Source organism: Micromonospora sp. B9E7 (genome assembly GCF_039871815.1).
Lineage (GTDB): Bacteria > Actinomycetota > Actinomycetes > Mycobacteriales > Micromonosporaceae > Micromonospora.
The window spans coordinates 86741-111727 of record NZ_JBDPLX010000001.1; the positions used below are offsets into that span (position 1 = coordinate 86741).

Annotated in this window: 22 protein-coding genes and 1 pseudogene; 7 read left to right on the forward strand and 16 right to left on the reverse strand. The window is 72.2% G+C overall.

Annotated features, from left to right (window positions below):
- Positions 1-4: 4 nt before the first annotated feature.
- The 8 genes from ABGB10_RS00395 to ABGB10_RS00430 all read right to left on the reverse strand — a co-directional run bounded on the left by ABGB10_RS00395 (position 5) and on the right by ABGB10_RS00430 (position 5326).
- Entirely contained in the window at positions 5-379 is a 375-nt protein-coding gene (locus ABGB10_RS00395; protein ID WP_347658780.1) for a cupin domain-containing protein, read from the reverse strand.
- Positions 380-513: 134 nt separating this feature from the next.
- Positions 514-1230: an urease accessory protein UreD gene (locus ABGB10_RS00400; protein ID WP_347658781.1), complete on the reverse strand. Its 717-nt coding sequence runs from the start codon at positions 1228-1230 to the stop codon at positions 514-516.
- Entirely contained in the window at positions 1230-2000 is a 771-nt protein-coding gene (gene ureG / locus ABGB10_RS00405; RefSeq protein WP_347658782.1) for an urease accessory protein UreG, read from the reverse strand. Before ureG ends, ABGB10_RS00400 begins: the two co-directional genes overlap by 1 nt.
- The gene (locus ABGB10_RS00410; RefSeq protein ID WP_347658783.1) at positions 1990-2727 is read right to left on the reverse strand and encodes an urease accessory UreF family protein; all 738 of its coding nucleotides are present in this window, start codon (positions 2725-2727) and stop codon (positions 1990-1992) included. Before ABGB10_RS00410 ends, ureG begins: the two co-directional genes overlap by 11 nt.
- Positions 2727-4430: an urease subunit alpha gene (locus tag ABGB10_RS00415; protein WP_347658784.1), complete on the reverse strand. Its 1704-nt coding sequence runs from the start codon at positions 4428-4430 to the stop codon at positions 2727-2729. The genes ABGB10_RS00410 and ABGB10_RS00415 overlap by 1 nt, the downstream gene beginning before the upstream one ends.
- The gene (locus ABGB10_RS00420) at positions 4427-4765 is read right to left on the reverse strand and encodes an urease subunit beta (protein WP_347658785.1); all 339 of its coding nucleotides are present in this window, start codon (positions 4763-4765) and stop codon (positions 4427-4429) included. Before ABGB10_RS00420 ends, ABGB10_RS00415 begins: the two co-directional genes overlap by 4 nt.
- Positions 4762-5064 carry an urease subunit gamma gene (locus ABGB10_RS00425; protein ID WP_278139873.1) on the reverse strand — a complete coding sequence of 101 codons (303 nt, stop codon included), beginning with the start codon at positions 5062-5064 and terminating at the stop codon, positions 4762-4764. The genes ABGB10_RS00420 and ABGB10_RS00425 overlap by 4 nt, the downstream gene beginning before the upstream one ends.
- A gap of 94 nt (positions 5065-5158) precedes the next feature.
- Positions 5159-5326, reverse strand: a complete 168-nt coding sequence (locus ABGB10_RS00430) for a hypothetical protein (protein WP_347658786.1) — start codon at positions 5324-5326, stop codon at positions 5159-5161.
- A gap of 59 nt (positions 5327-5385) precedes the next feature.
- Here ABGB10_RS00430 and ABGB10_RS00435 point away from each other — a divergent pair, with 59 nt between their 5' ends.
- Complete coding sequence (locus ABGB10_RS00435) at positions 5386-5772, forward strand: hypothetical protein (protein WP_347658787.1); 387 nt, start codon at positions 5386-5388, stop codon at positions 5770-5772.
- 59 nt (positions 5773-5831) lie between these two features.
- On the forward strand, positions 5832-6848 hold the full coding sequence (locus ABGB10_RS00440; RefSeq protein WP_347658788.1) for a methyltransferase: 1017 nt from the start codon (positions 5832-5834) through the stop codon (positions 6846-6848).
- An 89-nt stretch (positions 6849-6937) separates the two neighbouring features.
- Here ABGB10_RS00440 and ABGB10_RS00445 read toward each other — a convergent pair whose 3' ends face one another.
- A complete protein-coding gene (locus ABGB10_RS00445; protein ID WP_347658789.1) occupies positions 6938-7789 on the reverse strand; it encodes an alpha/beta hydrolase in 852 nt (283 codons plus the stop codon).
- 141 nt (positions 7790-7930) lie between these two features.
- Here ABGB10_RS00445 and ABGB10_RS00450 point away from each other — a divergent pair.
- The 3 genes and pseudogenes from ABGB10_RS00450 to ABGB10_RS00460 form a co-directional block, all read left to right on the forward strand.
- Positions 7931-8044: pseudogene (locus ABGB10_RS00450) on the forward strand (metallophosphoesterase); the annotation flags it as partial.
- Entirely contained in the window at positions 8028-8621 is a 594-nt protein-coding gene (locus ABGB10_RS00455) for a DUF885 family protein (RefSeq protein ID WP_347658790.1), read from the forward strand. The pseudogene ABGB10_RS00450 and the gene ABGB10_RS00455, both read left to right, overlap by 17 nt.
- Positions 8618-9025 (forward strand): nitroreductase family deazaflavin-dependent oxidoreductase, encoded by a 408-nt coding sequence (locus ABGB10_RS00460; RefSeq protein WP_347658791.1) that lies wholly within the window; start codon positions 8618-8620, stop codon positions 9023-9025. The genes ABGB10_RS00455 and ABGB10_RS00460 overlap by 4 nt, the downstream gene beginning before the upstream one ends.
- Positions 9026-9193: 168 nt before the next feature.
- Here ABGB10_RS00460 and ABGB10_RS00465 read toward each other — a convergent pair whose 3' ends face one another.
- A complete protein-coding gene (locus ABGB10_RS00465; protein ID WP_347658792.1) occupies positions 9194-11581 on the reverse strand; it encodes a discoidin domain-containing protein in 2388 nt (795 codons plus the stop codon).
- Between the two features lie 193 nt (positions 11582-11774).
- On the reverse strand, positions 11775-13628 hold the full coding sequence (locus ABGB10_RS00470; protein ID WP_347658793.1) for an adenylyl cyclase: 1854 nt from the start codon (positions 13626-13628) through the stop codon (positions 11775-11777).
- Between the two features lie 167 nt (positions 13629-13795).
- On the opposite strand from ABGB10_RS00470, the gene ABGB10_RS00475 reads away from it, so the two are divergent.
- Positions 13796-14254: a hypothetical protein gene (locus ABGB10_RS00475; protein WP_347658794.1), complete on the forward strand. Its 459-nt coding sequence runs from the start codon at positions 13796-13798 to the stop codon at positions 14252-14254.
- Positions 14255-14320: 66 nt separating this feature from the next.
- Entirely contained in the window at positions 14321-17362 is a 3042-nt protein-coding gene (locus ABGB10_RS00480) for a BTAD domain-containing putative transcriptional regulator (protein WP_347658795.1), read from the forward strand.
- Between the two features lie 7 nt (positions 17363-17369).
- Here the strand turns inward: ABGB10_RS00480 and ABGB10_RS00485 are convergent, their stop codons facing one another.
- The 5 genes from ABGB10_RS00485 to ABGB10_RS00505 form a co-directional block, all read right to left on the reverse strand.
- On the reverse strand, positions 17370-17924 hold the full coding sequence (locus ABGB10_RS00485; RefSeq protein ID WP_347658796.1) for a dihydrofolate reductase family protein: 555 nt from the start codon (positions 17922-17924) through the stop codon (positions 17370-17372).
- A 73-nt stretch (positions 17925-17997) separates the two neighbouring features.
- Positions 17998-18564 (reverse strand): hypothetical protein, encoded by a 567-nt coding sequence (locus ABGB10_RS00490; RefSeq protein WP_347658797.1) that lies wholly within the window; start codon positions 18562-18564, stop codon positions 17998-18000.
- A 17-nt stretch (positions 18565-18581) separates the two neighbouring features.
- Positions 18582-20423 (reverse strand): prolyl oligopeptidase family serine peptidase, encoded by a 1842-nt coding sequence (locus ABGB10_RS00495; protein WP_347658798.1) that lies wholly within the window; start codon positions 20421-20423, stop codon positions 18582-18584.
- Entirely contained in the window at positions 20424-22202 is a 1779-nt protein-coding gene (locus tag ABGB10_RS00500; protein ID WP_347658799.1) for an N-acetylglutaminylglutamine amidotransferase, read from the reverse strand.
- 89 nt (positions 22203-22291) lie between these two features.
- Positions 22292-24961 carry a carboxylate--amine ligase/circularly permuted type 2 ATP-grasp protein gene (locus ABGB10_RS00505; protein ID WP_347658800.1) on the reverse strand — a complete coding sequence of 890 codons (2670 nt, stop codon included), beginning with the start codon at positions 24959-24961 and terminating at the stop codon, positions 22292-22294.
- Positions 24962-24987 lie beyond the last annotated feature (26 nt).

Here is a 24987-nt window from a genome sequence, read left to right on the forward strand (position 1 = left end):
CGACTCAGTCGACCTTGGTGAGAAGCGGTTTGCCCTTCTCCACGACGTACGTGGCCAGTTCGACGGCCACGCCGTCGCCGACGTTCTTCGCCTGGTGGTGCACGCCGTACGGCACGGTGAGGGCATCACCGGCATTGCACACCACAGGCGGCTGACCCTCGAGCGTGTATTCCAGGGATCCCTGGAGCACGCAGATGATCTCCTCGCCGGGGTGGAAGTGCTTGAACGGCGGCGAGTCCGGGGTGAACTCCACCCGACTCTGGACGACCTCACGTCCGGGAATGCTGAGATCGTGCCTCTGCAGGTCGACACGCCACAGGCCCGGTGCGCCCTCCAGCGCCGTCGGACTGATGCCCTCGGGTCGGTCGTTCCGACTCATCACGGCCTCCTGTGCGGCGGTGGCTCCGGTTGCGGGTCCTCCCGACCATATGGGGCGGCCGACCCGTCCCGGGTGAGGATGCCGAACACGGGCGCCCCGATATTGGGTCGCGCGGCGGGCCCCGCCGCGTCTGCTCACCGGGCGAGGTGGGCGCGCAGGGTGTGCGCGTCGGGTGCGGTGGCCGTCCACAGTGTCGCCGGGCCGCCGGCCAGCGGCAGTCGGGCGACGGTCCCGTCGACCGTCGCCGGCTCGACCGGCCGCGACCCGTCGACCACCAGCAACGAGCCGGTGGCCGACGCACCACCGAGCACCGCGGGGCCGGCCCAGCCGGGCGCGTGCGGTCCCACCGCCAGGGACTGCCGCAGCAGCGGCCGACCCGCGTAGTCGACGTGCGTGTGCACGACCGCGCCGCCGGGCGACTCGCCGTACCGACCGCAGACCAGCTCGTCACGCCAACGCAGGCCCGCCCCGGCGGCCAGCTCGATCCGGGATTCGGCGAGGTGCGCACAGCCGGCCGCCGCGACCAACTGTTCGGGAAGCCAGTGCAGGGTGGCACCGGCGTGCACCACCGCCCGCACCGTCATCCGGGACACCGCGCCCGGCCGCCCCGGCAGGGCGATCGAGGCGGCGACGGTGTGCACCCGGACGGCGGCACCCGGTCCGACCTCGATCTCCAGCCGTAGATCGTCGCCGGCGAGCGGGCCGGCCGCCCCGCCGACGAGGTGCACCGTGGCGACACCACCGTCGGTCGGGGTCTGGCGTAGCAGGAGCGGCGTCTCGCCGTGCAGCTCGACCAGGACCGTGCCGCCCCTGCCGTCGGCCCGGGCGACCAGCCGGGCGAGCGCACGCATCAGACCGGCTCCACCGGCACTGCGAGCGGGTGCAGGGCGGCGTGGTGGGCCAGCTCGTGTCGGATCCAGTCGGCGACGCGGCTCGCAGTGGGGTCTCCCACGATGGACAGGAAGAGGGTCGGCAGGTCGCCGCGCCGAGCCCGGGCGTCCCGGTCCATCACGGCGAGGTCGGCGCCCACCATCGACGCCAGGTCGGTCTTGTTGATGACCAGGAGGTCGGCGGCGGTGACCCCCGGCCCGCCCTTGCGGGGCACCTTGTCCCCTCCCGCCACGTCGACCACGAAGATCTGCCGGTCGACGAGTCCCCGGCTGAACGTGGCGGTCAGGTTGTCGCCACCGCTCTCCACCAGGACCAGGTCCAACGGGCCGACCGCCTCGGCGAGTTCGTCGACGGCGTCCAGGTTCGCGCCGATGTCGTCGCGGATCGCGGTGTGCGGGCAGCAGCCGGTCTCCACGGCGCGGATCCGGGCCGGGTCCAGCACTCCGGCCCGCCGGAGGAAGTCGGCGTCCTCGGTGGTGTAGATGTCGTTGGTCACCACGCCGAGCCGCAACTCGTCGGCGAAGGCCCGGCAGAGCGCGGCCACCAGGGCCGTCTTCCCGGACCCGACCGGGCCGCCGATGCCCACCCGAAGGGCACGGCCGGGACGCGACAGCGGCGGGTGCGGATCCACCCCCGGCTCGGGGTGGGTGTGTGGAACGGTCTCGTCGTGCGGCACGGCGGTCGACAGCGTGGTCGACTCGGCAGTGGGCACAGCGGTGTCAGGACGCAAAGAGACGCACCTCCCAGGTGGCATGGATTTCGGCATGGATGTCGGCGAGCGGAGCGGCGGCGGCCGGCAGCCGCTCCGGTGGATCGTCGGCGGCCCGCGCCGCCTCGGCAGCCGTGGCGTCGCAGGCGTCAGCGAGGCCGACCAGCAGGGACTGGACCCGGTACGGGTCGAGGCCGAGCAGGCGTACGCCGGCACTGGCCGCCCCGGTCACCGTCCCGTACGCGGCGACCGTGGCGGTGTCGAGGCGGGACAGCCCGGCCGCGGCACAGAGCAGACCGAGCACCAGCGGTTGGTGCACGCCGAACGGCGTCGCGGGCAGGTCGCCGAACGCGGCGTCCGGCCAGATGGCCCGACCGGCACGCAGCAGCGCCCGGCCCTGCCGGCGGGAGACCTCCCGCAGGGTCGGCGCGGCGGTACGCGCGTCCAGCTCCGCGTCGAGCTGGACCAACGTGCTCGACCGCGTGGCGGAGTGCGCCACCTCGTCCGACCGTGGCACCTCGTCCGGACCGGCGCTCCGGGGCATGGCGGCGGCCCGGTGTGCGGCTGCCGCGAACGCCGCACCGACCAGCCCGGCGGTGGCCAACCGTCCGGCCAGGAACTCCGCCAACGTCGCCAGGTCGGAGACCCGGCCGGCGGCCACGGCCGCCTCCAGACCGCCGGAGTGCGCGTGCGCCCCGGCTGGGAAGCGCCCGTCGGCCACCAGCAACAGCAGGCTCGGCGTCGCCATCAGAACAGGAAGTACCGCTGGGCCATCGGCAGCCGGGTCACCGGGTCCGGCTCCACCACCACACCGTCGATCCGCACGGTGAAGGTGTCCGGGTCCACCTCGATGCGCGGCATGGCGTTGTTCTCCGGCAGGTCGGCCTTGCCCCGCGAGCGCACGTCGCCGACCGGCACCACCCGGCGTCGTACGTCCAGGCGGAGCCCCGCGTCCAGGGCCGCCGGCGCCACGAACGCCAGGCTGGTGGCCGCCGCCGCGGCGCCGTACGCCCCGAACATCGGCCGCGGCAGCATCGGCTGCGGCGTCGGGATCGAGGCGTTCGCGTCACCCATCTGGGCGTACGCGATCATGCCGCCCTTGAGCACCAGGTGCGGTCGTACGCCGAAGAACGCCGGATCCCAGAGCACCAGATCGGCGAGTTTGCCCGGCTCGACCGAGCCGATCTCCCGTTCCAGTCCGTTCGCCATCGCCGCGCAGATGGTGTACTTCGCCACGTATCTCCGAGCCCGGTGGTTGTCGGCGGCGCCGTCGCCCGGCAGCGCGCCCACCCGGTCCTTCATCACGTGCGCGCTCTGCCAGGTCCGCAGGATCACCTCGCCGACCCGGCCCATCGCCTGCGCGTCCGAGCCGATGATGGAGATCGCGCCGAGGTCGTGCAGCAGGTCCTCGGCGGCCATGGTGGACGGTCGGATCCGGCTCTCGGCGAAGGCCAGGTCCTCCGGCACGGACGGGTTGAGGTGGTGGCAGACCATCAGCATGTCCAGGTGCTCGGCGAGGGTGTTGGCGGTGTACGGCCGGGTCGGGTTGGTCGACGACGGCAACACGTTCGGCTCACTGGCCACCGTGATGATGTCCGGTGCGTGCCCGCCGCCGGCGCCCTCGGTGTGGTACGAGTGGATGGCCCGCCCGCCGATCGCCCGCAGGGTGTCGGCGACGAACCCGGCCTCGTTGAGCGTGTCGGTGTGGATCGACACCTGGACCCCGGACGCGTCCGCCACCCGCAGGCAGGCGTCGATCGCCGCCGGCGTGGTGCCCCAGTCCTCGTGCAGCTTGAAGCCGCCCGCGCCGGCCCGTAACTGTTCCCACAGCGCCTCTTCCGAGACGGTGTTGCCCTTGCCGAGCAGCAGCACGTTCACCGGCATCGTGTCCAGCGCCTCGTGCATCCGGGCCAGGTGCCAGCCGTTCGGGGTGACGGTGGTCGCCCGGGTTCCCTCGGCCGGCCCGGTGCCGCCGCCCACCATCGTGGTGATGCCGCTGGCCAGGGCCTCGGTGACGATCTGCGGGCAGATGAAGTGCACGTGCGTGTCCACCGCGCCGGCGGTGAGGATCCGCCCGTTGCCGGCGATCACCTCGGTCGACGGTCCGATGACCAGGTCGGGGTGGACACCGGGCATGGTGTCCGGGTTGCCGGCCCGGCCGAGCGCCACGATCCGTCCGTCGCGCAGCCCCACGTCGGCCTTGACCACACCCCAGTGGTCGAGCACGACCGCGCCGGTGATGACGGTGTCCAGTGCCCCCTCGGCGCGGGTCGCCCGGGACTGGCCCATCGACTCGCGGATCACCTTCCCGCCACCGAAGACCGCCTCGTCACCGCCCACGCAGTGGTCGGTCTCCACCTCGATCAGCAGGTTGGTGTCGGCCAGCCGGATCCGGTCTCCGGTCGTCGGCCCGTACAGGTCGATGTAGCGGTCGCGCCGCACGGCGCTCACCGCGGCGACCCGCCGGCCGTCGGGGGCGGGTCCAGCGGTCCGGCACACGCCCCGCGCAGCCCCGCGACGACGCGCGCGCCGCCGAACGGGACGAGGTCGACGCTGCGGCTGATGCCCGGCTCGAACCGGACCGAGGTGCCCGCCGGCACAGCGAGCCGCTGCCCCCAGGCGGCGTCCCGGTCGAACGCCAACGCCGGGTTGGCCTCGGCGAAGTGGTAGTGCGAGCCCACCTGCACCGGCCGGTCGGCGGTGTTGACCACGAGCAGGGTGGTCACCGGACGGCCCGCGTTGATCTCGACCGGGTCGGCTGCCGGCAGGATCTCCCCGGGGATCACGGGATCGGGTGGTGCACCGTCACCAGCTTGGTGCCGTCCGGGAACGTCGCCTCCACCTGCACCTCCCTCAGCAGCTCGGGGATGCCGTCCTGGACGTCGTCGCGGCCGAGCACGGTCCGGCCGGCCGACATCAGGTCGACGACCGACCGGCCGTCGCGGGCCCCTTCGAGCAGGAACGCGGTGATGATCGCGACGGCTTCGGGGTAGTTGAGGCGCAGGCCGCGCTCGCGGCGGGCGCGGGCGACATCGGCCGCCACGTGGACGAGCAGGCGGTCCTGCTCGTGCGGGCTGAGGAACACGGGGCTTCTCCCGGTGGGATCGGCGTGCCCGACTCGCCGGCGGCTCCGCAGGGGGCCGCGCACCGGGCAGCAGACACCCGGGGACGAGCTGGAGTCACACGACCGCCGAGTCTCCCGCCGACGGGGCGACCCGGGACTCCACCATCCCGGCCCGCACGACGGGCAACCGGCGGTGTCCGGTCGGATGCGGACCGCACCGCCCACCGCTGAGCCGACCGTAGAGGATCACCACCGGCCGGGGCAACAGTCCGACCGGAATCACGCCCGGTCCGGGTACCGGTGCTCGTTCCGCTTCCGCGCCGTGCCGGGCATGATCGTCCGATGACGGCGACGAGGGGTACCCGCGCACTGCTCGGTGTTCTGTTCCTGGCGGCGGCCACGGTCGGGACCTGGCTGCTCTGGCTGGGCTGGGACGACGAGTACACGGTCGACGCGCAGACCGGTGCGACGAGCGGCCCGTACCAGGCGTGGCAGATGATCGGCTGTGTGCTGACGCTGGTGCTGTTGGCCGCGCTCGCCGGGACGCGGCTCAGCCCGTGGCTGGTGGCGCTGGTGATGACTGTGGCGTTCACCGCGGCCTGGTCGTGGCGGGCCGCGTCGACCGACGACAGCGGTCTGTGGGCGGTCGGCGGGGTGCTGGTGCTGGTCGGGATGGCAGCCGGCAGCACGGCGGTGAGTCTCGCCGCGCGGCGGTTCGGCCGACGGTAGGCAGGCCGAACACGTGACCAGCCATCGTGGACGGTGGGAAATCGTGATCTGATGACCGCATGATCACTCCGACTCCTCTCATGCGCCTGGTGGCCGGCGTGTGGGGGTTCAAGACCCTCGCGGTCGGCGTCGAACTCGGCCTGTTCACCCGGTTGGCCGGCGGGCGGACGATGACCGTCGAGGAGGCCGCCACCGAGTTCGGGCTGCCCGACCGGCCCGCGGACCTGTTGCTGGCCGCCAGCGCCTCGCTCGGCCTGCTGGAGAAGGCCGGCGACGGTTACCGCAACTCCGAGTTGGCCGAGCAGTTCCTGGTCGAGGGTCGGCCGTACTACTTCGGCGCGCAGGTCCGCTACTCGGACCTGCGCACCTACCTGCCCTGGCACCGCATCGGCGAGGCACTGCGCACGGATCGGCCGCTGACCTGGGATCCGGAGGCCCAACAGTCGATGTTCGACACCGCCGATCCGGAGATGCTGGCGCAGTTCTGGGACGCGATGTTCTCCACGTCCAGCTTCACCGCCAGTGCGTTGGCCGACGCGTACGACTTCTCGGCGCACCGTCGGCTGCTCGACGTCGGCGGCGGGGCGGGCGCGTTCCCGATCGAGTTCTGTCGCCGGCTGCCCGACCTGCGGGCCACCGTCCTGGACCTGCCGCACGTCTGCGTACGGGCCCGGGAGCGGATCGCGGAGGCCGGCCTGACCGGGCGGATCGACGCGCAGGCCGGCGACTTCCTCGCCGACCCGGCACTGCCGGACGGGCACGACGTCATCCTGCTCAGCATGATCCTGCACGACTGGGACGAGCCGACGAACCGGGCGTTGCTGGCCCGGTGTCACGCGGCGTTGCCGCCCGGCGGGGCGATCGTCGTCTGCGAACTGCTGCTCAACGACGAACGTACCGGCCCACCGGAGGCGGCCCTGATGGGGATGAACATGCTGGTCGAGACCGAGGGCGGCCGGAACTACTCGGGCGCCGAGTACGCCACCTGGCTGACCGACGCCGGCTTCGTCGACGCGCGTACCGTGCCGTTCGACGCTCCCGGCGCCAACGGCGCGGTGGTGGCCCGCCGGGCCTGAAAACGACGACACCCGGCCCCGGTGCGAACCGTGGGCCGGGCGTCGCGGCGCCTCACGGCGCGGGCGTCCGATCGGCTACCGAGACGGGGTCAGGCGCGAGCCTTGGCCGGCTGCTTCATGAAGTCCATGATCGCCTTGTTGACCTCGTCGGCGTGGGTCCACGGAATGCCGTGCGGCGCGCCCTTGAGCGTGACGAGCTGGGCGGTCGGCATCATCGGCCCGAGCCGCTGGCCGGTCACCGGGTAGGGCAGCACCCGGTCCTGGTCACCCTGCACGATCAACACCGGGATGTTGATCTTCGGCAGGTCGGGGCGGAAGTCTTCCTGCCAGGCGTCCACACTGTCGTGGGTGGCCTTACCGGAGGCCATCGCGCCGATCTGCCAGTGCGCCCGGTACGCCTCCTCACTGACCCGCTTGCCCATGTTCTGATCCGGGTTGAAGAACGCGTCGCAGAAGGACGTCAGGTATGCAAACCGGTCCTTCATGATGGCGTCCTGGAAACCCTTGAAGAGGCTCCGCTCGACGCCCTCCGGGTTGTCCTTGGCCTTGGCCAGCATCGGCTGCAGCGGGCTCAGCAGCACCGCCCGGCTGACCCGCTGTGAGCCGTAGTTTCCCAGGTAACGGACCACCTCGCCGGTGCCCATCGAGTGACCGACCAGGGTCACCTCGTTCAGGTCCAGCTCGGTCATCAACACGTCCAGGTCCGCCGCGAACGTGTTGTAGTCGTACCCGAACGCCGGCTGTGCGGAGTTGCCGTTACCGCGCCGATCGTAGGTGATCGTCCGGTATCCGGCGTTGAGCAGCGCGGCGGTCTCCTTCTCCCAGGTCGCGCCGTTGAACGGGAAGCCGTGGATCAGCACCACCGGCTTACCGGAACCGTGATCCTCGTAGTACAGGTCGATGGGCGCGGAGTTTTCCGTCCCCACGGTGATGAAAGGCATGTTTGTCTCCTGCTCCGGTTTCGGGCTGTCGGACGTCAGCGCTTTCCCGCCCGGTCGGCGGATATGCCGGCCGTCGGACCGACCGGAACGCCGCAACAGCAGGGGTGTCGCGACCTGGCGGTGCCGGCCCAACCTCGGGGCGTGAAACGTCTGCCCCGGTTACAGGCCGTCAGTGACCTGCACGTCGGGCACCCGGAGAATCGCTCGTTCGTCCAGGAGCTACGCCCGGAGGACGACGGTGACTGGCTGCTCGTCCTACATCGGGCCGTCGCGCGACCTGACGCGGCCGGGCCGAGTCTGGTGGTCCATCCCCGAGGACGCAGCGAGTTTCCCCGCCTGGTACGCCTACAGCACCGCCTATCACGAGGGCGTTCCCGGCCACCACCTCCACCTCGGCTCCGAGGTCTGCCGGGGAGGCCTCGGGCAGCGGGTGAACCTGCTCGGCGGCCTCTCCGGCAGCCAGGAGGGCTGGGCCCTGTACGCCGAGCGGTTCATGGACGAACTCGGACTCTATGAACAGCCGGGTGCTCGACTGGGGTACCTGTATATGCAGCTCCTGCGGGCGGCACGGGTCGTGCTCGACATCGGCCTGCACCTACGCCTGCCGATGCCGTCCGGCGACGGAGCAGTGTGGACGCCGGATGCTGCGCTGGCGCTGCTGCGGGACCGCTGTCATCAAGGGCCGTACGCATCCGCCGAGCTCGCGCGTTACCTGGGCCGGCCAGGGCAGGCGCTGGCCTACAAGGTGGGTGAACGCGTGTGGCTGACCCCGGCTGCGACTGCCAGAATCGTCTATGAGGAGCCGATTCGCGGAGGCAAGGAGAAGGCATGAGCGACTGGAACGACAAGATCATTGTCGAGTTTCGCGCCAACGGTGGGCAGGTCGGCGGTCAGTTCGCTGGCGCGCCGCTGCTGCTGTTGCACACGATCGGCGCCAAGAGCGGCCAGCCCCGCGTGAACCCGATGATGTACCAGAAGGTGGACGGCGGCTACGCCGTGTTCGCGTCCAAGGGCGGTGCGCCCACCAATCCCGACTGGTACTACAACCTGCTCGCTCACCCGCAGGCCCAAGCGGAGATAGGTACGGACAAGGTCGAGTTGGTCGCCAGAGTTGCCGCCGGGTACGAGCGGGAACGGATCTGGAGCGCGCAGAAGGCCGCGTATCCAGGCTTCGCCGACTACGAGAAGAAGACCACCCGCGAGATCCCGGTCGTCGTACTGGAACCTGCGGCGTAGGCAGAGACGGTACAACCCCGGTGCCTGCCTGTACGGGCTGCGCCGCTGGTCGTGGTTGCGGTGCTGACCTGACGGTCCACGCGGAACGCCGCGGGCCTGAACGCGTACGGGCACCGGTAGGCGGCGGTCGGGCGGCCGCCGCTCCCCCGGTGGCCGCCCGACGCTCGGTCAGCTGGCGTACACCTCCAGCGCCGCCAACTGCCCGGCCGGCCAGCCGGTGTTGCCGGTGACCGTGATCCGCAGGTAGCGGGTCTGTGCGGTGGTGAAGGTGATCACCGCCTGGTTACCGGTTGCCGGGTCGAAGGAGCGCCCCGCCGACGCAGCCAGCGTGCCGAAGCTCCCCCCATCGGCGCTGCCCTGCACGGAGAGGGTCTGCGTCCGGCTGCCCCAGGCCGACGACGGCGGCAGCTTCAGCACCACCCGACCGACCGTGCGCGACGTACCCAGGTCGACCTGCACCCACTGCGGGAACGCGCTGTTCGCGCTCTCCCAGTAGCTGCTCGGGTCGCCGTCGACCACGTTGCCCGACGCGTAGGTCTGGGTGTGGCTGCTCGCCGTGGTGGGTCGACCTCGGGCGAGGTCCGCGTTGGCCGGGGCGTCCGTGGTGGCGGTGACCGTGTTGGACACCGCGGAGGTGTTGCCGGCGGCGTCGCGGGCGGTGACCGTGAAGGTGTACGCGGTGGAGGGGCTGAGCCCGCTCACCGTCGCGGTGGTGCCCGTGACGGTGGCGACCACGTTGCCGCCCTGGCGTACCTGGTAGCCGGTCACTCCGGTGTCGTCGGTGGAGGCCGTCCACCCCAGGGACACGCTTGTCGACGTCTTGCCGGTCACGGTGAGGCCGCTCGGCGCGGTCGGCGGGTTGTCCGGGACGGTGCTTCCGGCGTACACCTCGACCTGGGCGAGTTGGGCGGCCGGCCAGCCGGTGTTGCCGCTGACGCTGAGGCGGATGTGGCGGGCCGTGGTGGTCGTCAGCGTGCGGGTGACGGTGTTGCCGGTGGTCGGGTCGAAGGTGAACGCGGAGGCCCCGGCGATGGTGGCGAAGGAGCTGCCGTCGACGCTGCCCTGCACGGTGATGGTCTGGGTACGCGCGCCCCAGCCGGTGGGCAGGCGAAGCACGAGCTTGTTGACCTGGTGGCTGGCGCCGAGGTCGACCTGCCACCACTGGGGGAACGCGCCGTTGGCGCTCTCCCAGTAGCTGCCGATGTTGGAGTCCACCGCGTTGCTCGCCGGGAACCCACCACCCTGGCTGCTCGCCGAGGTGGGACGGCCAGCGGCCAGGTTCCCGCCGGTCGGTGGCGGGGTGCCGGTCGTCGGTGGGGTGGGACGGACCGGGGTGAGGGCGAGTTGCCCCTTGAGCATCCGGCCGCCGTCGGCGGTGATCCGCAGGTAGTAGTCGGAGGAGCAGGCGACCCCGTCCTCGTCCAGTGCCCGGATGTTCGCGCCGGCCGGGGTGGTGGCCTGCGTCTCGGACGTCTTGGCGATCTGGTTGCCCTCGTTGTACTCGTCGAACATGGACACGTACAGGCCCTGGGAGCCGAGTCGGACCATGTTGTAGATGTGCCGCCAGTAGAAGTCGCCGTGCCTACGGTGGCCCCCGGCGAGGTCGCCGGGCATCACGCAGGGCAGGTAGTCGATGCCGCGCGCCGCGCAGTCGGCCATGTCGCCGATGTTGACGTTGTTGTAGTAGGAGTCGAGTTCCTCGACGGTCCTGGCCCGGTAGACCATCCACGGCGAGATCGCGTGGAACGCGTGGTAGACGTCGAGGAAGCCGGGGCGGGAGTCCTCGATGCCCTGCCGCCACCAGGTGGGCACACCACCGATGACGTAGCAGCCCTGCGCCTTGAACCAGTTGATGACCTCCAGGCAGGGGCCGGGGGTGAAGGGCCGGCTGGGCTCGCTGAAGCCGAAGCCCCAGATGCAGACGACCGGCTTGCCGTTCTGCCGGGCGTACGCGCTGGACGCGACGTGCGCGGACATCTTCGTCGTCCAGTCGGTCTTGATGTCCGATTGGAAGGTCAACCAGTCGGTGACGTCGTACATGATGTAGAACTTGCGGTTGTAGCGCTCGGCGGCGGAGCGCACCTTCTGCGTCATCGCGTCGCGGGTCGGGCCCTCGTCGCCCATCGGGTTGAACCGTTGCAGCGCGGCGGTGTCGCAGCCGTACTCCTGCATCCAGCGGAAGTGGGTGTCCACCGTCTGGTGGTCGTAGGAGGAGAAGAGGGTGGCCGGCTGACCGTTGCCGAGGTTGGGGTACGCGGTGGGATAGGTGCGGGTGTACTCGCGCATGTCCGGCCAGGACACGATCGTGGTGTTGGCCGGCGACGGCGGCTGGAACCTGTCGCGGCTCCAGTGCCACCAGCCACCGATCGGCGCGGAGTCGCCGGGGGCGCTGAACCAGCCCTGGTAGCCGACCGTCACCTTGCCGACCACGTCCCCGGGAGGGCTGGCGGCGTGTGCGGGGCTGGACATGGTGGCGAGCAGCTCGGTGCTGGAGGCGGCGGCGAGGGCGGAGCCCGCCATGACCGACGTGACGAACCTGCGGCGGGAGACCGCCATGACGACCACTCCTTCGGGACGGAAGGCATTGACGGCCATCGTGGCAGCAGTGGATACCAACCCGCAAGAGTTAGACTGATCGATGAAATTCCGCGTCAGATGACGGAAATTGCGAGCTGTCACCCGGAGGTGACGGTAGACCGGCGGGGCCGGAGTCACTCTGGCCCCGACCCCGCCGGTACGCCCGAGATCGCTACGGGATCGGGTACTGCGTGAGGTAGACCGGCGCGCCGATCTTGGTCATGTCGGCCGCGTCGCCGACGCCGTTGACCACGTGGTCGATCGTCCCGGCGCTGAGGTTCACGGTCATGATGTGGTGCAGCTTCACACCCGGCCGGTTCGGGACCTCGAAGCCGTTCTCGGTGTGGATCGACGGGTTGTTCTGGTTGAAGACGTACACCCCGCCGCCGTGCAGGGTGTGGTGACGCACCCGGTCACCCACCTTGTACCCGGCCCAGCCCTCGACCGTGCCGTTCATCCAGTCGGCCTGCGTCGGCGGGTCGTACGGCAGCTCGTTCTGGTACAGGATCGTGGTGCCGTGCTCGCCGTTCCAGACCGTGTTGTAGCGCTGGAAGTGCTCGACGAACAGGCCGGTCGCGGTCACGTGGTCACCGTTGACGATGGCGCCGTAGCGACCGGTGTTGGTCCGCCAGCGATCGGTGTCGCCGTTGACGCCCTCGGTGAAGCCCTCGACGCCGTGGTCACCACGCCAGACCCAGGTGTGGTCGATGAGCACGTTGTCGCTGTTGACCTCCAGCGCCGTGTTCGTCCGGCCGATGTGTGGGCCACCGACCCGGAAGTACACGTCGGACAGGGTGGTCGGGTTGTGCGGGCTGCTGGCGTTGTGGCCGTGCTGTCGTCCCACCCGCAGCAGGACCGGCGACTCGACAGTGCCCGCGTCGATCGTGACACCGGCGACGATCACGCCGGGGACACCGGCGACGTCCAGCGGGACGGCGCCGTTCACCGCGGTGAGGGTGGCGTGCCCGATGCCGAGCACGACGGTGTCGGCGCGCCGGATCTCGATGCTGCGCGCGACGTCGTACACCCCGGGGGTGAGCAGCAGGTGCTTTCCGCGGGCGAGTTGGGCGTTGATGACGCGTACCGGGTCGGAGGGCCTGGCGACGAAGAAGTCGCCGATCGGGATGGTCCGGCCCGGCGTCACGCCGTCGGCCCAGGAGACACCCCGGCTGTCGCGCTGCGCGGCGGGCACCCGCACCTGGTAGCGACCCTTGCCGTCGACGAAGAGGTACGGCTTCTCCCGGCTCAGCGGAGTGGTCTCCAGGGTGGTGTACGGCGGGTCGGGGAACGTGGCGTCGTCGGGCGCGCCCTCGACTCCGGCGAAGACCTGGTTCCACACCGCGTTGGACCAGCCGCCGACCTCACTGTTGCGGGTCAACCACTGCTGCTGTGATCCGTTGGTGGTGGCCGGCAGCCGGGAGTCGGCGATGAAGCCGCCACTGGCGTACTGCGGGCCGGCCGTGCAGTAGTCCATCAGCGACAGACCGCCGCCGCCGATGTTCAGTCGGCGCATCGACACCGCCTGCGACACCGCCCAGAAGTTGGCCGTCGACCGGCAGTCGTCCTGACCTGCGGCGTTGATGGTGAGCGACAGGTTGGACAGGGTGCGCCAGAAGTTCACCAGGGCCAGGCAGTTACCGGTGCCGCCGTCGGCCAGGCAGCGGTTGTAGACCTCCAACTTGCCGTTGATCGCGACGTCGGTGGGCGAGGCGCCAAGGCCGGAGACCTCGGTGTAGTAGCCGACCCTGGCCTGCAACGGCTGCGCGGCGGTGCCGTACGCGCCGGGCTTGAACAGGTAGGCGTGCCGCTCGGTGCCCATCTCGTTGCCGACCTGCCGGGCGTGCGCCGCGTCGAGGGTCTGCTGGATCTCACCGACCGGCATGGACGGGTCGAAGATCGTCACGTTCGGGCCGAAGTCGGGTGCGCCGTGCGTGGGGCGGCCGGCGGAGGCCGCCGTGCCGCTCACGGTGACGGCCGTGGCCACCATCAGGGCGAGGATGAGGGTACGACGGGACGGGGTTGGCATGCGGTTCGTCCTCTCCGCTGGCCGGACCGTACTCCGGCGCAGTCTGGGGCGGTGAGAGCGCTCTCTCGCCCCTGTTTCTACCTGGCGAACCGGCCACACGCCATTCCCGGTATCGGCGAACTTCGGTCGGACGGGTGAGAATGGAACACCGAACCGGGGAGGCGCCCATGGAAACCGACGCACTGCCCCACGTGGACGAACACGCCACCCTGATCGCGGCCGAGCCCGAGCAGGCCTGGCCCCACCTCGTCCGCGTCGTCGAGACGACGTTCAGCCGACCCGGCACGGTCGCGTACGCCCGCCTGGTCAGTGCCGCCGACCCGGTCGCGTCCGGGCCCCGACCACTCGCCGAAGGCTCGACGGTCCCCGGGTTCCGGGTGGCCACCGCGGTCCCCGGGCGGGAGCTGACACTGCGGGGCAGTCACCGGTTCTCGACGTACGCGCTGATCTTCCGGCTCGAACCGGCCGGACCGCGCCGGTCCCGCCTCCGGGCGGAGACCCGGGCGGTCTTCCCCGGCCTGGCCGGCGGCCTCTACCGGCACCTGCTGCTCCGCTCGGGCGGCCACGTCCTCGGCGTACGGCGGATGCTCGCGGTGGTGCGCCGCAGCGCCGAACGACAGCCCTGACCGTCCCCGCCCACCGGTGTGCCACCGCGCTCACGGTCCGCCTTCGGCCACCTGAGCGGCGATAGGATGACCGCCGTGCAGTTCGGGGTGCTCGGGCCGCTCGCCGTGACCACCGACGCCGGCGAGCCGGTGGTGGTGCCCGGCACGAAGGTCCGCGCGTTGCTGGCCGACCTGTTGGCGAACCGTAACCAGGTGGTCTCGGCGGACCGCCTCATCGACGACCTGTGGGGTGACGACTCCCCCGCCAACCCGGCCGGCGCCCTGCAGGTACGGGTCTCGCAGCTGCGCAAGGCGCTCAACGACGCCGAGCCGGGTGCCCGCGACCTGGTGGAGTCCCGGCCGCCCGGCTATCTGCTGCGGGCCGATGCCGTCGACGCGGACCGGTTCGCCGAGCTGGCGCACAGCACCGACGTCGACCGGCTCAGCGAAGCCCTCGCGCTGTGGCGTGGCGACGCGTACGCCGACGCGGCCGACGCCGAGTTCGTCCGCGCGGAGGCGACCCGCCTCGCCGAGCAGCGCCTCGCCGTCCACGAGCGGTTGGCGGAGGCCCGGCTGGCCCGGGGTGAACACGACCTGGTCGCGGCCGACCTGGCCGAGCTGGTCACCCGGCATCCGCTGCGCGAGGGCCTGCGGGCGGTGCAGCTGCGCGCGCTGTACGCGGCGGGCCGCCAGTCCGAGGCGTTGGACAGCTACGCCGACCTGCGGGACCGGCTCGCCGAGGAGTTGGGTCTCGACCCCGGCCCCGAGCTGGTCGCCCTGCACCGCCGGATCCTCGAACAGGACGCCGGCCTGAGCGCCCCACCGAGGGCGGAGGTCGTCCGCACCAGCCTCCCCGCCCCGCTCGACGAGCTGGTCGGCCGTGCCGAGGCGTTGGCCGAGTTGGGCGCGCTGCTGCCACGGCAGCGGCTGGTCACGCTGGTCGGGCCGGGTGGCGTCGGAAAGACCCGACTGGCCATCGAGACGGCCCGCGCGCAGTCCGTTCCCGACGGCGTCCAGCTGGTCGAGCTGGCCCCGCTGCCGGCCGGAGACACGCTCGTCGCCGAGCGGGTGCTCGCCGCGCTGGGCACCCACGAGACCGCCGGCACGAGCCTGTCCCCCACCGAACGGGTGGTCGCGGCCCTACGACACCGTCAGCTCCTGCTGGTGCTGGACAACTGCGAACACGTCGTAGAGCCGGTGGCCGCGTTGGTCGCCCGGCTGCTGCGCGACGTACCCGGGCTGCGGGTGCTGGCCACCAGCAGGGAGCCACTCGGGCTGACCGGTGAACTGCTCTGGGAGGTACCCCCGCTGTCCGTGCCGGACGACGGTGACCTGGACGCGGTCCGGCGCTCGGCGGCGGCCCAGCTGTTCGCCACCCGCGCCGCCGCGCAGCAGCGCGGTTTCCGCCTCGACGGGCAGACCGCAGCGACGATCGCCCAGCTCTGCCGTCGCCTCGACGGCCTGCCGCTGGCGCTGGAGCTGGCCGCGACCCGGGTCCGTGCGCTGGGAGTACGCGGGGTGGTGGACCGGCTCGACGACCGTTTCCGGCTGCTCACCACCCAGCAGCGCGACGTGCCACCCCGCCAGCGGACGCTGACCGCGGTGATCGGCTGGAGCTGGGACCTCCTCGACGGGACCGACCGGGCGGTGCTGGCCCGGCTGGCGGTGTTCCGGGACGGCTGTAGCCCGGAGGCCGCCGAACACGTCTGCGGAACCGACCTGGACACCCTCGCCCGGCTGGTGGACCGGTCGCTGGTGGTGCTCGACGACTCCGGCGCCGACCCCCGCTACCGGCTGCTCGAATCGGTCGCCGCGTTCTGCCTGGACCGCCTGACCGACGCCGACGAGGTACGCGCACGGCACGCCGCCTACTACACCGAGCTGGCCGAGCGTGCCGACCCCGGGCTGCGCGGGGCCGACCAGCAGCGCTGGCTGGCGCTGCTGGACGCCGAGATGGCGAACCTGCGATCGGCGCTGGTCCACGGTGGTGGGCTGCGCCTGGCGGTCGCGCTGAGCTGGTACTGGCACCTGCGCGGCCGGCTCACCGAGGCACGGCGGGCCCTGGCCGTGGCCGGCGACCCGGAGCAGGAGTCCCGGGCGGCCCCGTGGCGGGTCGGCTTCGCCCTGTCGCTGGGCGAGACGGTCGCGCCGGACGACGTACGCGCCGCGGTGGCCGCCGACCCGGACGGCCACGCCGCCTGGTTCGCGGCCAACGCGGTGATCGAGCACGGTGACCTGGCCCTCGCGTCGGAGCTGCTGCCCAGCACCGCCGTCGACAGGTGGACCGAGGCCGCGGTGCTCACCTCCCTGGCCCACATCGCACACGCCAACGGTGACCAGGCCACGCTGGAGCGCACCGCGACGCGCAGCGCCGCGCTGTTCGCCGACATCGGCGACCGGTGGGGCCGCCTCCGGGCGACCGAGTGGGTGGGCGGGTTGGCCGACATGCGCGGTGAGCACGAGCGCGCCGCCGCGCTGCACCGCGAAGGGCTGCGCTGGGCCGAGGAACTGGCGCTGTGGCCGCAGGTCTGCGCCGAGCTGTCCTGGCTGGCCTGGCTCGCGGTGCAGACCCGCGACTACACCCAGGGCCGGGAGCTGGCCGAACGGGCGTACGGCCTGGCGGTGGAGCAGGGATCGCCCGGTGCGCTGGTCTTCGCGGAGATGAGCCTCGGGCTGGCCGCCCGACGCGACGGGAAGCTCGACCTGGCCGTCACCCATCTCACCCACCTCGCCGACCTGGGCCGGGGCGAGAGCCAGCCGGCGCTGTACCTGCCGATGGTGCTGGTCGAGCTGGGCTACGCGGTCGAGCAGGGCGGAGACCCGGACGCGGCGCTGGCCCTGCACATCGAGGCGTTCGAGGCCGCCGAGGCGATGGCGACGATGCGCGACGCGGTCGGTCCCCTGGAGGGGATGGCGGCGGCGGTGCGCTCCCCCGAGGTCGCCGCCCGACTGCTGGGCGCCGCAGCCGCCGCCCGGCTCGCCACGCAGTCCCCCGCCGCGCCGGCCGAACGCGACGACGTCGACCGGGTAACCGAACGCCTGCGGGCCGAACTCGGGCCGGGGCGGTTCGACGAGTTGCTCGCCGAGGGCGCGAAGCTGAGCCCGGGCGAGGCCCGAGCCCAGCTCTGATCGTCGATCAGGCCGTCGTCTTCGGTCGGTACGAGGCGACGATCACGCCACTCTTGTGCACGCGGGTGTCGACCAGGTCGAACGACGCCTTGAAGTCCGGCAGCGGCACCGTCAGGCTCGGAGCGCCCTCCAGCACGGGGTGGATCCAGAACCGGACCTCGTCCACCAGGCCCGCCTGGATCAGCTGCGCGGTGACCGAGCCGAAGCCGTACTGGATGATGTTCCGGCCCTCCTGTGCCTTGAGCGCGCGGACCGCCTCGACCAGGTCCCCCCGGAGCACCTCGGTGTTCTTCCAGGTGGGGTCGGTGAGGGTGGTCGAGGCGACGTACTTCTTGACGTTGTTGAAGTAGGCCGCGCCGGTGGTCGGGTCGCTCTCGTCCATGTTCGGCCAGGCGGCGGACATGCCGTCGTAGGTGGCCCGACCCATCAGCATCGCGTCCGCCTCGTCGGTCTGCTCGCCGGCGAGGCTCATCGCCTCCTCGTCGAAGTACGGGGAGGTCCACATCGGGTTCTCGATGACGCCGTCGAGGGTGAGGTAGGTCGAGTTGATGAGCTTGCGCATCGGAATCTCCTGGCTGTCGGTCAGGTGCTTCGGTGACACCCAGAACTCTGCCGGCTGCCGCTTACGATTCGCTTCAGGTGCCCTTACCCGCATCCTCACCGGTCTCCGACAGCGGGTCGGTCAACGGGATGGGCAGTGCCTGCGCGGCCACCGTGCCGCCGCCGGTCGAGTGTGCCGGAGCGGGGCGGTCGCCGGTGCGGCTGTGCAACCGTCCCTGCCCGGCGGGCCCGGCACGCCGGGTCACCTCGACGGTCACCATCCGCACCGGCGGTGGCGGCGCGGTGAAACGCCCGACACCCCACCGCACCCAGATCGGAATCCGGCCGGCGTCCGCCTCCGCACGCAGCTTCTGCACCGTACGGGCCCGGTCGGTGTGGTCGACCTCCACGACGACAGGTGGGCCGTCGGGGCGGGCGCACGCCACGTCGAGGACCGAGTGCCGCTGCTCCAGCGGCGGCGGCAACGGCAGCACGCTGGGCGCGCGCCGGTAGACCCGCCAACCCTGGGCCTCGGCCCACCGCACCACCGAGTCGATCACCCGTGCGGTGACCTCGTCGGTGCCCAGGTCGACGAAGGTCAGGTCGGTGAGCCACCGGCCCAGGTCGGCGGCCAACCGCTCGCCCTGCACCGTGACGTCCACCGGCGCAGGATAACGCCTCAGCCGACGGTGGCCGCGGTCGCGGCGAGGTGCCGGGTGAGCCAGGCGGTGGTTGCCGTACGCGCCGCCTCGGCATTGTCGCGGGACAGGAAGTCGTGCCCCTCACCGGTCAGGACCAGATGCCCGTACGGGGCGTCGCGCGCCGCCAACGCCTGCGCGACCTGCGCCGACTCGCCCGCCGGCACGTTCGTGTCGTTGGCGCCGTGGATGAGCAGAACCGGCACGTCGAGCCGGTCGAGGTGGGTCATCGGCGACAGGTCCCGCAGCAGGTCGGCGTCGCGCACCGGGTGGCCGTACTTGCTGACGGCGGCGGCGGCGATCCACGGCTCGGTGCCGGCGAAGAAGGTGTGGAAGTCGGAGATCCCGCATTCGGCGACCCCGGCGGCGAACAGCCCGGGGAAGTTCACCAGCACCGCGAGGACCAGGTAACCACCGTAGGAGCGGCCGAGGCAGCCGAGCTGGCCGGGACGGGCCACGCCGCTGTCCACGAGGTGGTCGGCGCACGCCGCGACGTCGGCGATGGCCCCGTAGCGGCCGGCGAGGTTGTCGGCGGCCACGAAGGACCGGCCGAAACCCGACGAGCCCCGCACGTTCGGCGCGAACACCGCGACGCCCTGCGCCACGAGAGCCTGGAACAGCGGGTTGTAGCGGGGACGCTCCTGCGCCTCCGGGCCACCGTGCAGGCTGATGGCGGTGGGCCAGGGACCTGGCCCGGTCGGGCGGTAGAGCCACCCGGAGAGCGGCAGACCGTCGCGGGCACGCAGGTCGACCAGTTGCGGGGCGACACCGCTGCCGCCCGTACGCGCGACGCCGGTGTCCGGCCGCAGCGGACGCGGCGCCCCGGTCGCCGGGTCGACCAGCCAGACCTCCCGGGGCTGCACCGGCCCCTGCGCGGTGAGGCAGAGCAGGTCACCACCGGCGGCGAAGACGGCGTCGTCGAGCACCTCACCCGGGGCGGCGACGGCCCGTTGCACCCCGCTGGCGAGGTCGAGCAGGCTCACCTCGCTGCGGCCACCGTAGGTGTTCCACAGCAGGGCGGCCCGACGTCCGTCGGCGCTCGGCACGGCCTGCTCCAGCTCGGCGTCCGGCCGCCAGGCGAGCCGGGTCGGTGTCATCTCCGGGCGACAGGTGTCGATCCGGAGCAGCGCGGCGAGTTCCGAGTAGGCGTCGGTGCGGGCCAGCACGCTCGTCCCGTCCGGGCCGAACCAACCCTGGTCGGTGCTGCCCCGACCGGTGTCCGGCAGTAGTCGCCGCCGTTCACCTGTCACCACGTCGAGCAGTTCCAGCCAACGGGCGTTGCGGGGGCCACGGCGCAGCAGAGCGCTGGAGGCGTCCGGGGTGACGTCCAGCAGGGTGAGCAGGTCACCCTCCGCGAGGACTCGCCGGTGTCCGGTGCCCGCGTCGACCAGGACGGCGGCACCCCGCTCAGCGGTCTCGGTGACCATCAGAACCGGGTCGCCCGCCAACCACCCGGCCGGCGTCGCGCTGTGGCGACCGAAGCCGGCAACCTGCTGACGCCCGCTGCCGTCCGGACGGAGCAGCCACACCTCGGTGCGGGGCCTGCCGCCGGGTGCGACGACGCAGGCCAGCCACTGCCCGTCCGGGGACCAACTCACCGCCAGCACCGGATCGTCACCGGTCGGCAGCGCGACGGCGTCGTCCGCGCCGATTTCGCGGATCCAGACGCCGGGCGTCCCGGCCCGGTCGGAGAGGTACGCCACCCGGTCGCCGCCCGGGGACGGCGCGGGCGCGAAATCCTCGACGACGGGTATCGGCGCCGGCCGGCGACCGGAGGGTCGAGCCCGACGGGTGGTCCGTGGCGCCTCGATCCGTACGCTCATCTAAACCCCGATCCGCTGCAACCAGAGCTCCAGCAGCCCGAGCTGCCAGAGCGCGTTGGAGCCCAGCGTGGTCCGCCGGGCGTTCGGCGCGTCCAGCAACTCCTCCAGGTAGTCCTTGCGGAACAGGCCCCGTTCGCGGGCCGGCCGGGCGGTCAGCGCGTCGCGGACGTCGTCGAGCAGCGGCCCGGAGAGGTGCCGGATGGCGGGCACCGGGAAGTAGCCCTTCGGCCGGTCGATCACCTCGTCCGGGACGATGCCCCGGCTCGCGGTCTTCAGCACGCCCTTGCCGCCGTGCGCCAGCTTCAACGCGGGTGGGCAGGCGGCGGCCAGCTCGACCACCTCGTGGTCGAGGAACGGCACCCGGGCCTCCAACCCCCACGCCATGGTCATGTTGTCGACCCGCTTGACCGGGTCGTCGACAAGCATCACCAGGCTGTCCTGGCGCAGCGCCGCGTCCAGCGCGGTGTCCGCGCCGGGTGCGCCGAAGTGCGCGGCGACGAACTCCAGGCTCGCGTCGTGGTCGAGCATCCACTCGGGTGCCAGATGTCCGCCGAGCGCGTCGTGTCGACGGTCGAAGAACACCCGGGCGTACGCCTCGACGGCATCCGCGCGGGCGACGTTCGCCATCGGCGGGTACCAGTCGTAGCCGGCGAAGATCTCGTCGGCGCCCTGCCCGGACTGGACCACCGTGATCCGCTGTGAGACCTCCTCGGAGAGCAGGTGGAAGGCGACGCAGTCGTGGCTGACCATCGGCTCGCTCATCGCCGCGATGGCCTCGTGCACGGCGGGGACGAACCGGGCCGCGCCGATGCGGATCTGCTGGTGGTCGGTGTCGAAGTGGCGGGCCACCAGGTCGGAGTAGTGGAACTCGTCGCCGCTCTCCCCCGCCGCCGCCTCGAACCCGATGCTGAACGTCGCCAGGCCGGTCTGGCCCTGCTCGGCGAGCAGGGCGACGATCAGGCTGGAGTCGAGGCCGCCGGAGAGCAGCACACCGACCGGCACGTCGGAGACCATGCGGCGGCGTACGGCGGTGCGTAACGCCGTCATGATCCGTTCCTGCCACTCCCCGGCGGACATCGGCGCGGCGGCGGCACGGGTGAACTCCGGCCGCCAGTACACGGTGTCGGTGCTCCGCCCGTCCGCGGTGATCACCCGGATGGTGGCGGGTGGGAGTTTGCGGATGCCGGCGAGGATGGTGCGCGGCGGTGGCACCACCGAGTGGAACGTCATGTAGTGGTGCAGCGCCACCGGGTCGAGGTCGGTGTCGACGTCACCGGCGGCGAGCAGCGCCGGCAGCGTCGACGCGAAGCGGATCCGGCCCGGCCCCTCGGCCAGGTAGAGCGGTTTGATGCCGAGCCGGTCGCGGCCCAGCACCAGGGTGCGCGTGGCCAGTTCGACGAGCGCGAACGCGAACATCCCGTAGAACCGCTCGACGCAGGCGGCGCCCCACCGGTGGTACGCCTTGAGGATCACCTCGGTGTCCGAGGTGGACCGGAAGGAGTAGCCGGCGGCGGTCAGCTCGTCGCGCAGCTCCCGGTAGTTGTAGATGCATCCGTTGAAGACCAGGGCCAGCCCCAGTTCGGGGTCGACCATCGGTTGGGCGCCCGCGTCGGACAGGTCGATGATGCGCAGTCGTCGGTGCACCAGCGCCGCCGGGCCGTGCTGCCACCGGCCCTCGCCGTCCGGGCCTCGGGAGGCCAGGGCGGGCAGCATCCGCTCGACGGCCGCCATGTCGGCTGGTGCCCCGTCGAGGCGGAACTCACCTCCGATACCGCACATGGCATCCACCTCTCATCGGCTCGGGCCGCTGACCGGTCCAGGCTTGGCGGACCGGGTTGCGCAGCGATGACGCGGGGGTCAAGCGTGGGTTACGCCGACGGCCGATCGGCTCCGTCGAGCAGCCAGGTGTCCTTCGACCCACCGCCCCGCGAAGAGTTGACGATCATGCTGCCCGCGGGCGCCACCCGGGTCAGCGCCACCGGCGCCACCTCGGCCTTCTCGCCGAGGAACACGAAGGCCCGCAGGTCGACGTGGCGAGGAGCGAGCGCCGTGCCGTCGAACACCGGGTGGGTGGTCAGCGAGATCATCTCCTGGGCGATCCACCGGTGTGGGGCGGCGAGGATCTGCTCCCGTACGGCGTCCAGTTCCTCCGCCTCGGCCCGAGGCCCGATCACCACCCGGTCACCGCCGTACCCGTCGACCGGCTTGAGCACCAGTTGGTCGAGCCGGCCCAGCACCTCGGCGCGCTGCTCGGGCAGTCCACACAGGTACGTCGGCACGTCCGGAAGCAGCGCCTTCTCCCCCAGGTAGTACTCGATGAGCCGGGGCACGTACGCGTACAACGCCTTGTCGTCACCGACGCCGTTGCCCAGCGCGTTGGCCAGCGTCAACCGCCCGGCGTGCACGGCCGCGAGCAGTGGCCAGCCCAGCGGGACGCCGTCGGCGCCCGGCGCGTGCAGCAACGCCTCCTCGTCCATCCGCAGGTAGATCACGTCCACCTGGCTACGGCGGCCCTCCCGGATGAGCTGGACACGGCCGTCCTCCACGAGCAGGTCGCCGCTCTCGGTCAGCGGTACGCCCATCTCGTCGGCGAGCAGCCGGTGCTCGAACCAGGCGGGGTCACCCGGACCACTGCTGAGCACCACGACGGCGGGGTCGTCGGCGGCGGCGGGCCCGGCTGCCACCAGCGCCCGGTGCAGCATCGCCGGTGTCTCGTCGGCAGGCAGCAGGTCGTCGGGGACCGGCAGCTCGGGCAGCACCGTCCGGGTCAGTCGACGGTTCTGCACGGCGTAGCCGATGCCGGAGGGCACCCGCAGGTTGTCCTCCAACACGTACCAGCCGCCGTCGGGATCACGGACGAGATCGGTGCCGGACACCTGGGCGCGGGTGCCCCGCCGGCCCATCAGCGCCCCGGTCGGGCGCAGCCCGGGTGAGGATTCGACCACCCACGCCGGAACCACGCCGTCGGCGACCACGGCCCGGTCGCCGTAGACGTCCCGCAGGAAGGCGTCGAGGGCGCGGGCGCGCTGCACCAGGCCGACGCGCAGGCTCCGCCAGTCGGCGGCAGGCACCACGCGGGGCACGAGGTCGACCGGGAAGAGTCGGGTGCTCGCCTCGCCGGCCACGCTGAAGGTCACGCCACGGGCGCGCTGCTCCTCGTCGCGGTCGTGCTCACGTTGGCGCAGTCCGTCGGCGCCGAGGCCCCGCAGGGCGGCCAGCAGCGGCCGGTACGCGGGCTCCGGTCCCGCCGGGCCGAAGACCTCGTCGTCCGTGTGGACGTACGTGGGTAGGGCCGGCGTGGTCGGCGCACCGGGCAGCGGCCCCCGTACGCGTCCCCGGGTCTCGTCGAGCAGCAGGTCCACCACGTCGGCCAACCGGCCGCGCCGCTCGTACGCCCGCCGTTGCCGCGCGGCCGAGCTGCCGCGTTCCAGCGCGTACCGGGTCAACTCGCTGACCTGCTCCCAGTCCCCGGTCGCCGTCAACTGCGGGCGCAGGTCGGTCACCAGGCGGCGGACCGCCTCGGCGGCCGGCACCGGTCGGGCCGATCGGGGCAGGTCGAGCAGGTCCCCTTCCAGCCCGGAGCGGGCGGCCCGCCACACGGCGGCGCGCAGCACCGGTGGCCGCACGGCCGTCCGCTCCACACCGGCGCGCAGCGCGGCGACCTCCCGCCGGACGAGCGCCCGGAACAGGCCGGTGAGCAGGACGATGGTCTCCACGTCGGCGTTGGCGTCGGTGATCCGCAGTTCCACGGTGGGCACGTGCGCCGACGGCCGGACATCGAAGTAGATCATGGCGGGGTCGGTGATGGTCTCGGAGGAGATCAGCTCGGCGACCAGCGCCTCGTGGTCCGCCGCGCTGGTCACTTCGCCCGGGTCGCCGGCGGTGGGCCAGCGCTGCCACACCAGCGACCGGACGCTGGCGTAGCCGCTGTCCTGACCCATCCAGTACGGCGAACTGGTGGAGAGGGCGAGGAGCACCGGCAGCCACGGTTGGACGCGGCGGGTGACCGCGACGGCCAGGTCCCGGTCGGACACCCCGACGTGTACCTGCGCGCCACAGATCAGCTGCTCCCGGGCGAGCATCTGGTACTCGTCGAGCATCCGCCGGTAGCGGGAGGTGGGGGTGACGCTCGGGTCGCCGTCGGCGCGCAGCGGCACCGTGCCGGCCGCCACGATGCCCAGCCCGGCCCGGTCGGCGACCTGCACGGCCGCCTGGCGAAGTCGGGTCAGCTCGGCGCGGATCTCGTCCAGGGTGCGGCAGACCGCCGTGTTGGTCTCCACCACGCTGCGGTGCAGCTCGGCGGTGAACGAGGTGGCCGGCAGCCGGTCGAGCAGCTCACCGGCCCGGGGCACCAGCTCCCGAGTGTGCAGGTCGACGACGTGGAACTCCTCCTCCACCCCGATCGTGGCCAGGTCCGCCGGGTCACCGTCGTCCAGCGACAGGACCGGGTTCGTGCGGGGGGTGGGCAGCGTCCGGCCGTTGCCGGACCGGTCCACCGGCCCGTCGTACGTCGGCGCGTTCGTGGTGTTGTCGGCCATGGTCACCCCGGTTCGCGTGTCGGTGG

Coding starts and splice junctions, on each gene's coding strand:
- ABGB10_RS00480 (WP_347658795.1), top strand. CDS start 14,321: ATGACCGCCGTGCAGTTCGGGGTGCTCGGGCCGCTCGCCGTGACCACC.
- ABGB10_RS00470 (WP_347658793.1), bottom strand. CDS start 13,628: ATGCCAACCCCGTCCCGTCGTACCCTCATCCTCGCCCTGATGGTGGCC.
- ABGB10_RS00435 (WP_347658787.1), top strand. CDS start 5,386: ATGACGGCGACGAGGGGTACCCGCGCACTGCTCGGTGTTCTGTTCCTG.
- ABGB10_RS00495 (WP_347658798.1), bottom strand. CDS start 20,423: ATGAGCGTACGGATCGAGGCGCCACGGACCACCCGTCGGGCTCGACCC.
- ABGB10_RS00475 (WP_347658794.1), top strand. CDS start 13,796: ATGGAAACCGACGCACTGCCCCACGTGGACGAACACGCCACCCTGATC.
- ABGB10_RS00445 (WP_347658789.1), bottom strand. CDS start 7,789: ATGCCTTTCATCACCGTGGGGACGGAAAACTCCGCGCCCATCGACCTG.
- ABGB10_RS00485 (WP_347658796.1), bottom strand. CDS start 17,924: ATGCGCAAGCTCATCAACTCGACCTACCTCACCCTCGACGGCGTCATC.
- ABGB10_RS00500 (WP_347658799.1), bottom strand. CDS start 22,202: ATGTGCGGTATCGGAGGTGAGTTCCGCCTCGACGGGGCACCAGCCGAC.
- ABGB10_RS00410 (WP_347658783.1), bottom strand. CDS start 2,727: ATGGCGACGCCGAGCCTGCTGTTGCTGGTGGCCGACGGGCGCTTCCCA.
- ABGB10_RS00440 (WP_347658788.1), top strand. CDS start 5,832: ATGATCACTCCGACTCCTCTCATGCGCCTGGTGGCCGGCGTGTGGGGG.
- ABGB10_RS00395 (WP_347658780.1), bottom strand. CDS start 379: ATGAGTCGGAACGACCGACCCGAGGGCATCAGTCCGACGGCGCTGGAG.
- ABGB10_RS00400 (WP_347658781.1), bottom strand. CDS start 1,230: ATGCGTGCGCTCGCCCGGCTGGTCGCCCGGGCCGACGGCAGGGGCGGC.
- ABGB10_RS00505 (WP_347658800.1), bottom strand. CDS start 24,961: ATGGCCGACAACACCACGAACGCGCCGACGTACGACGGGCCGGTGGAC.
- ABGB10_RS00460 (WP_347658791.1), top strand. CDS start 8,618: ATGAGCGACTGGAACGACAAGATCATTGTCGAGTTTCGCGCCAACGGT.
- ABGB10_RS00465 (WP_347658792.1), bottom strand. CDS start 11,581: ATGGCGGTCTCCCGCCGCAGGTTCGTCACGTCGGTCATGGCGGGCTCC.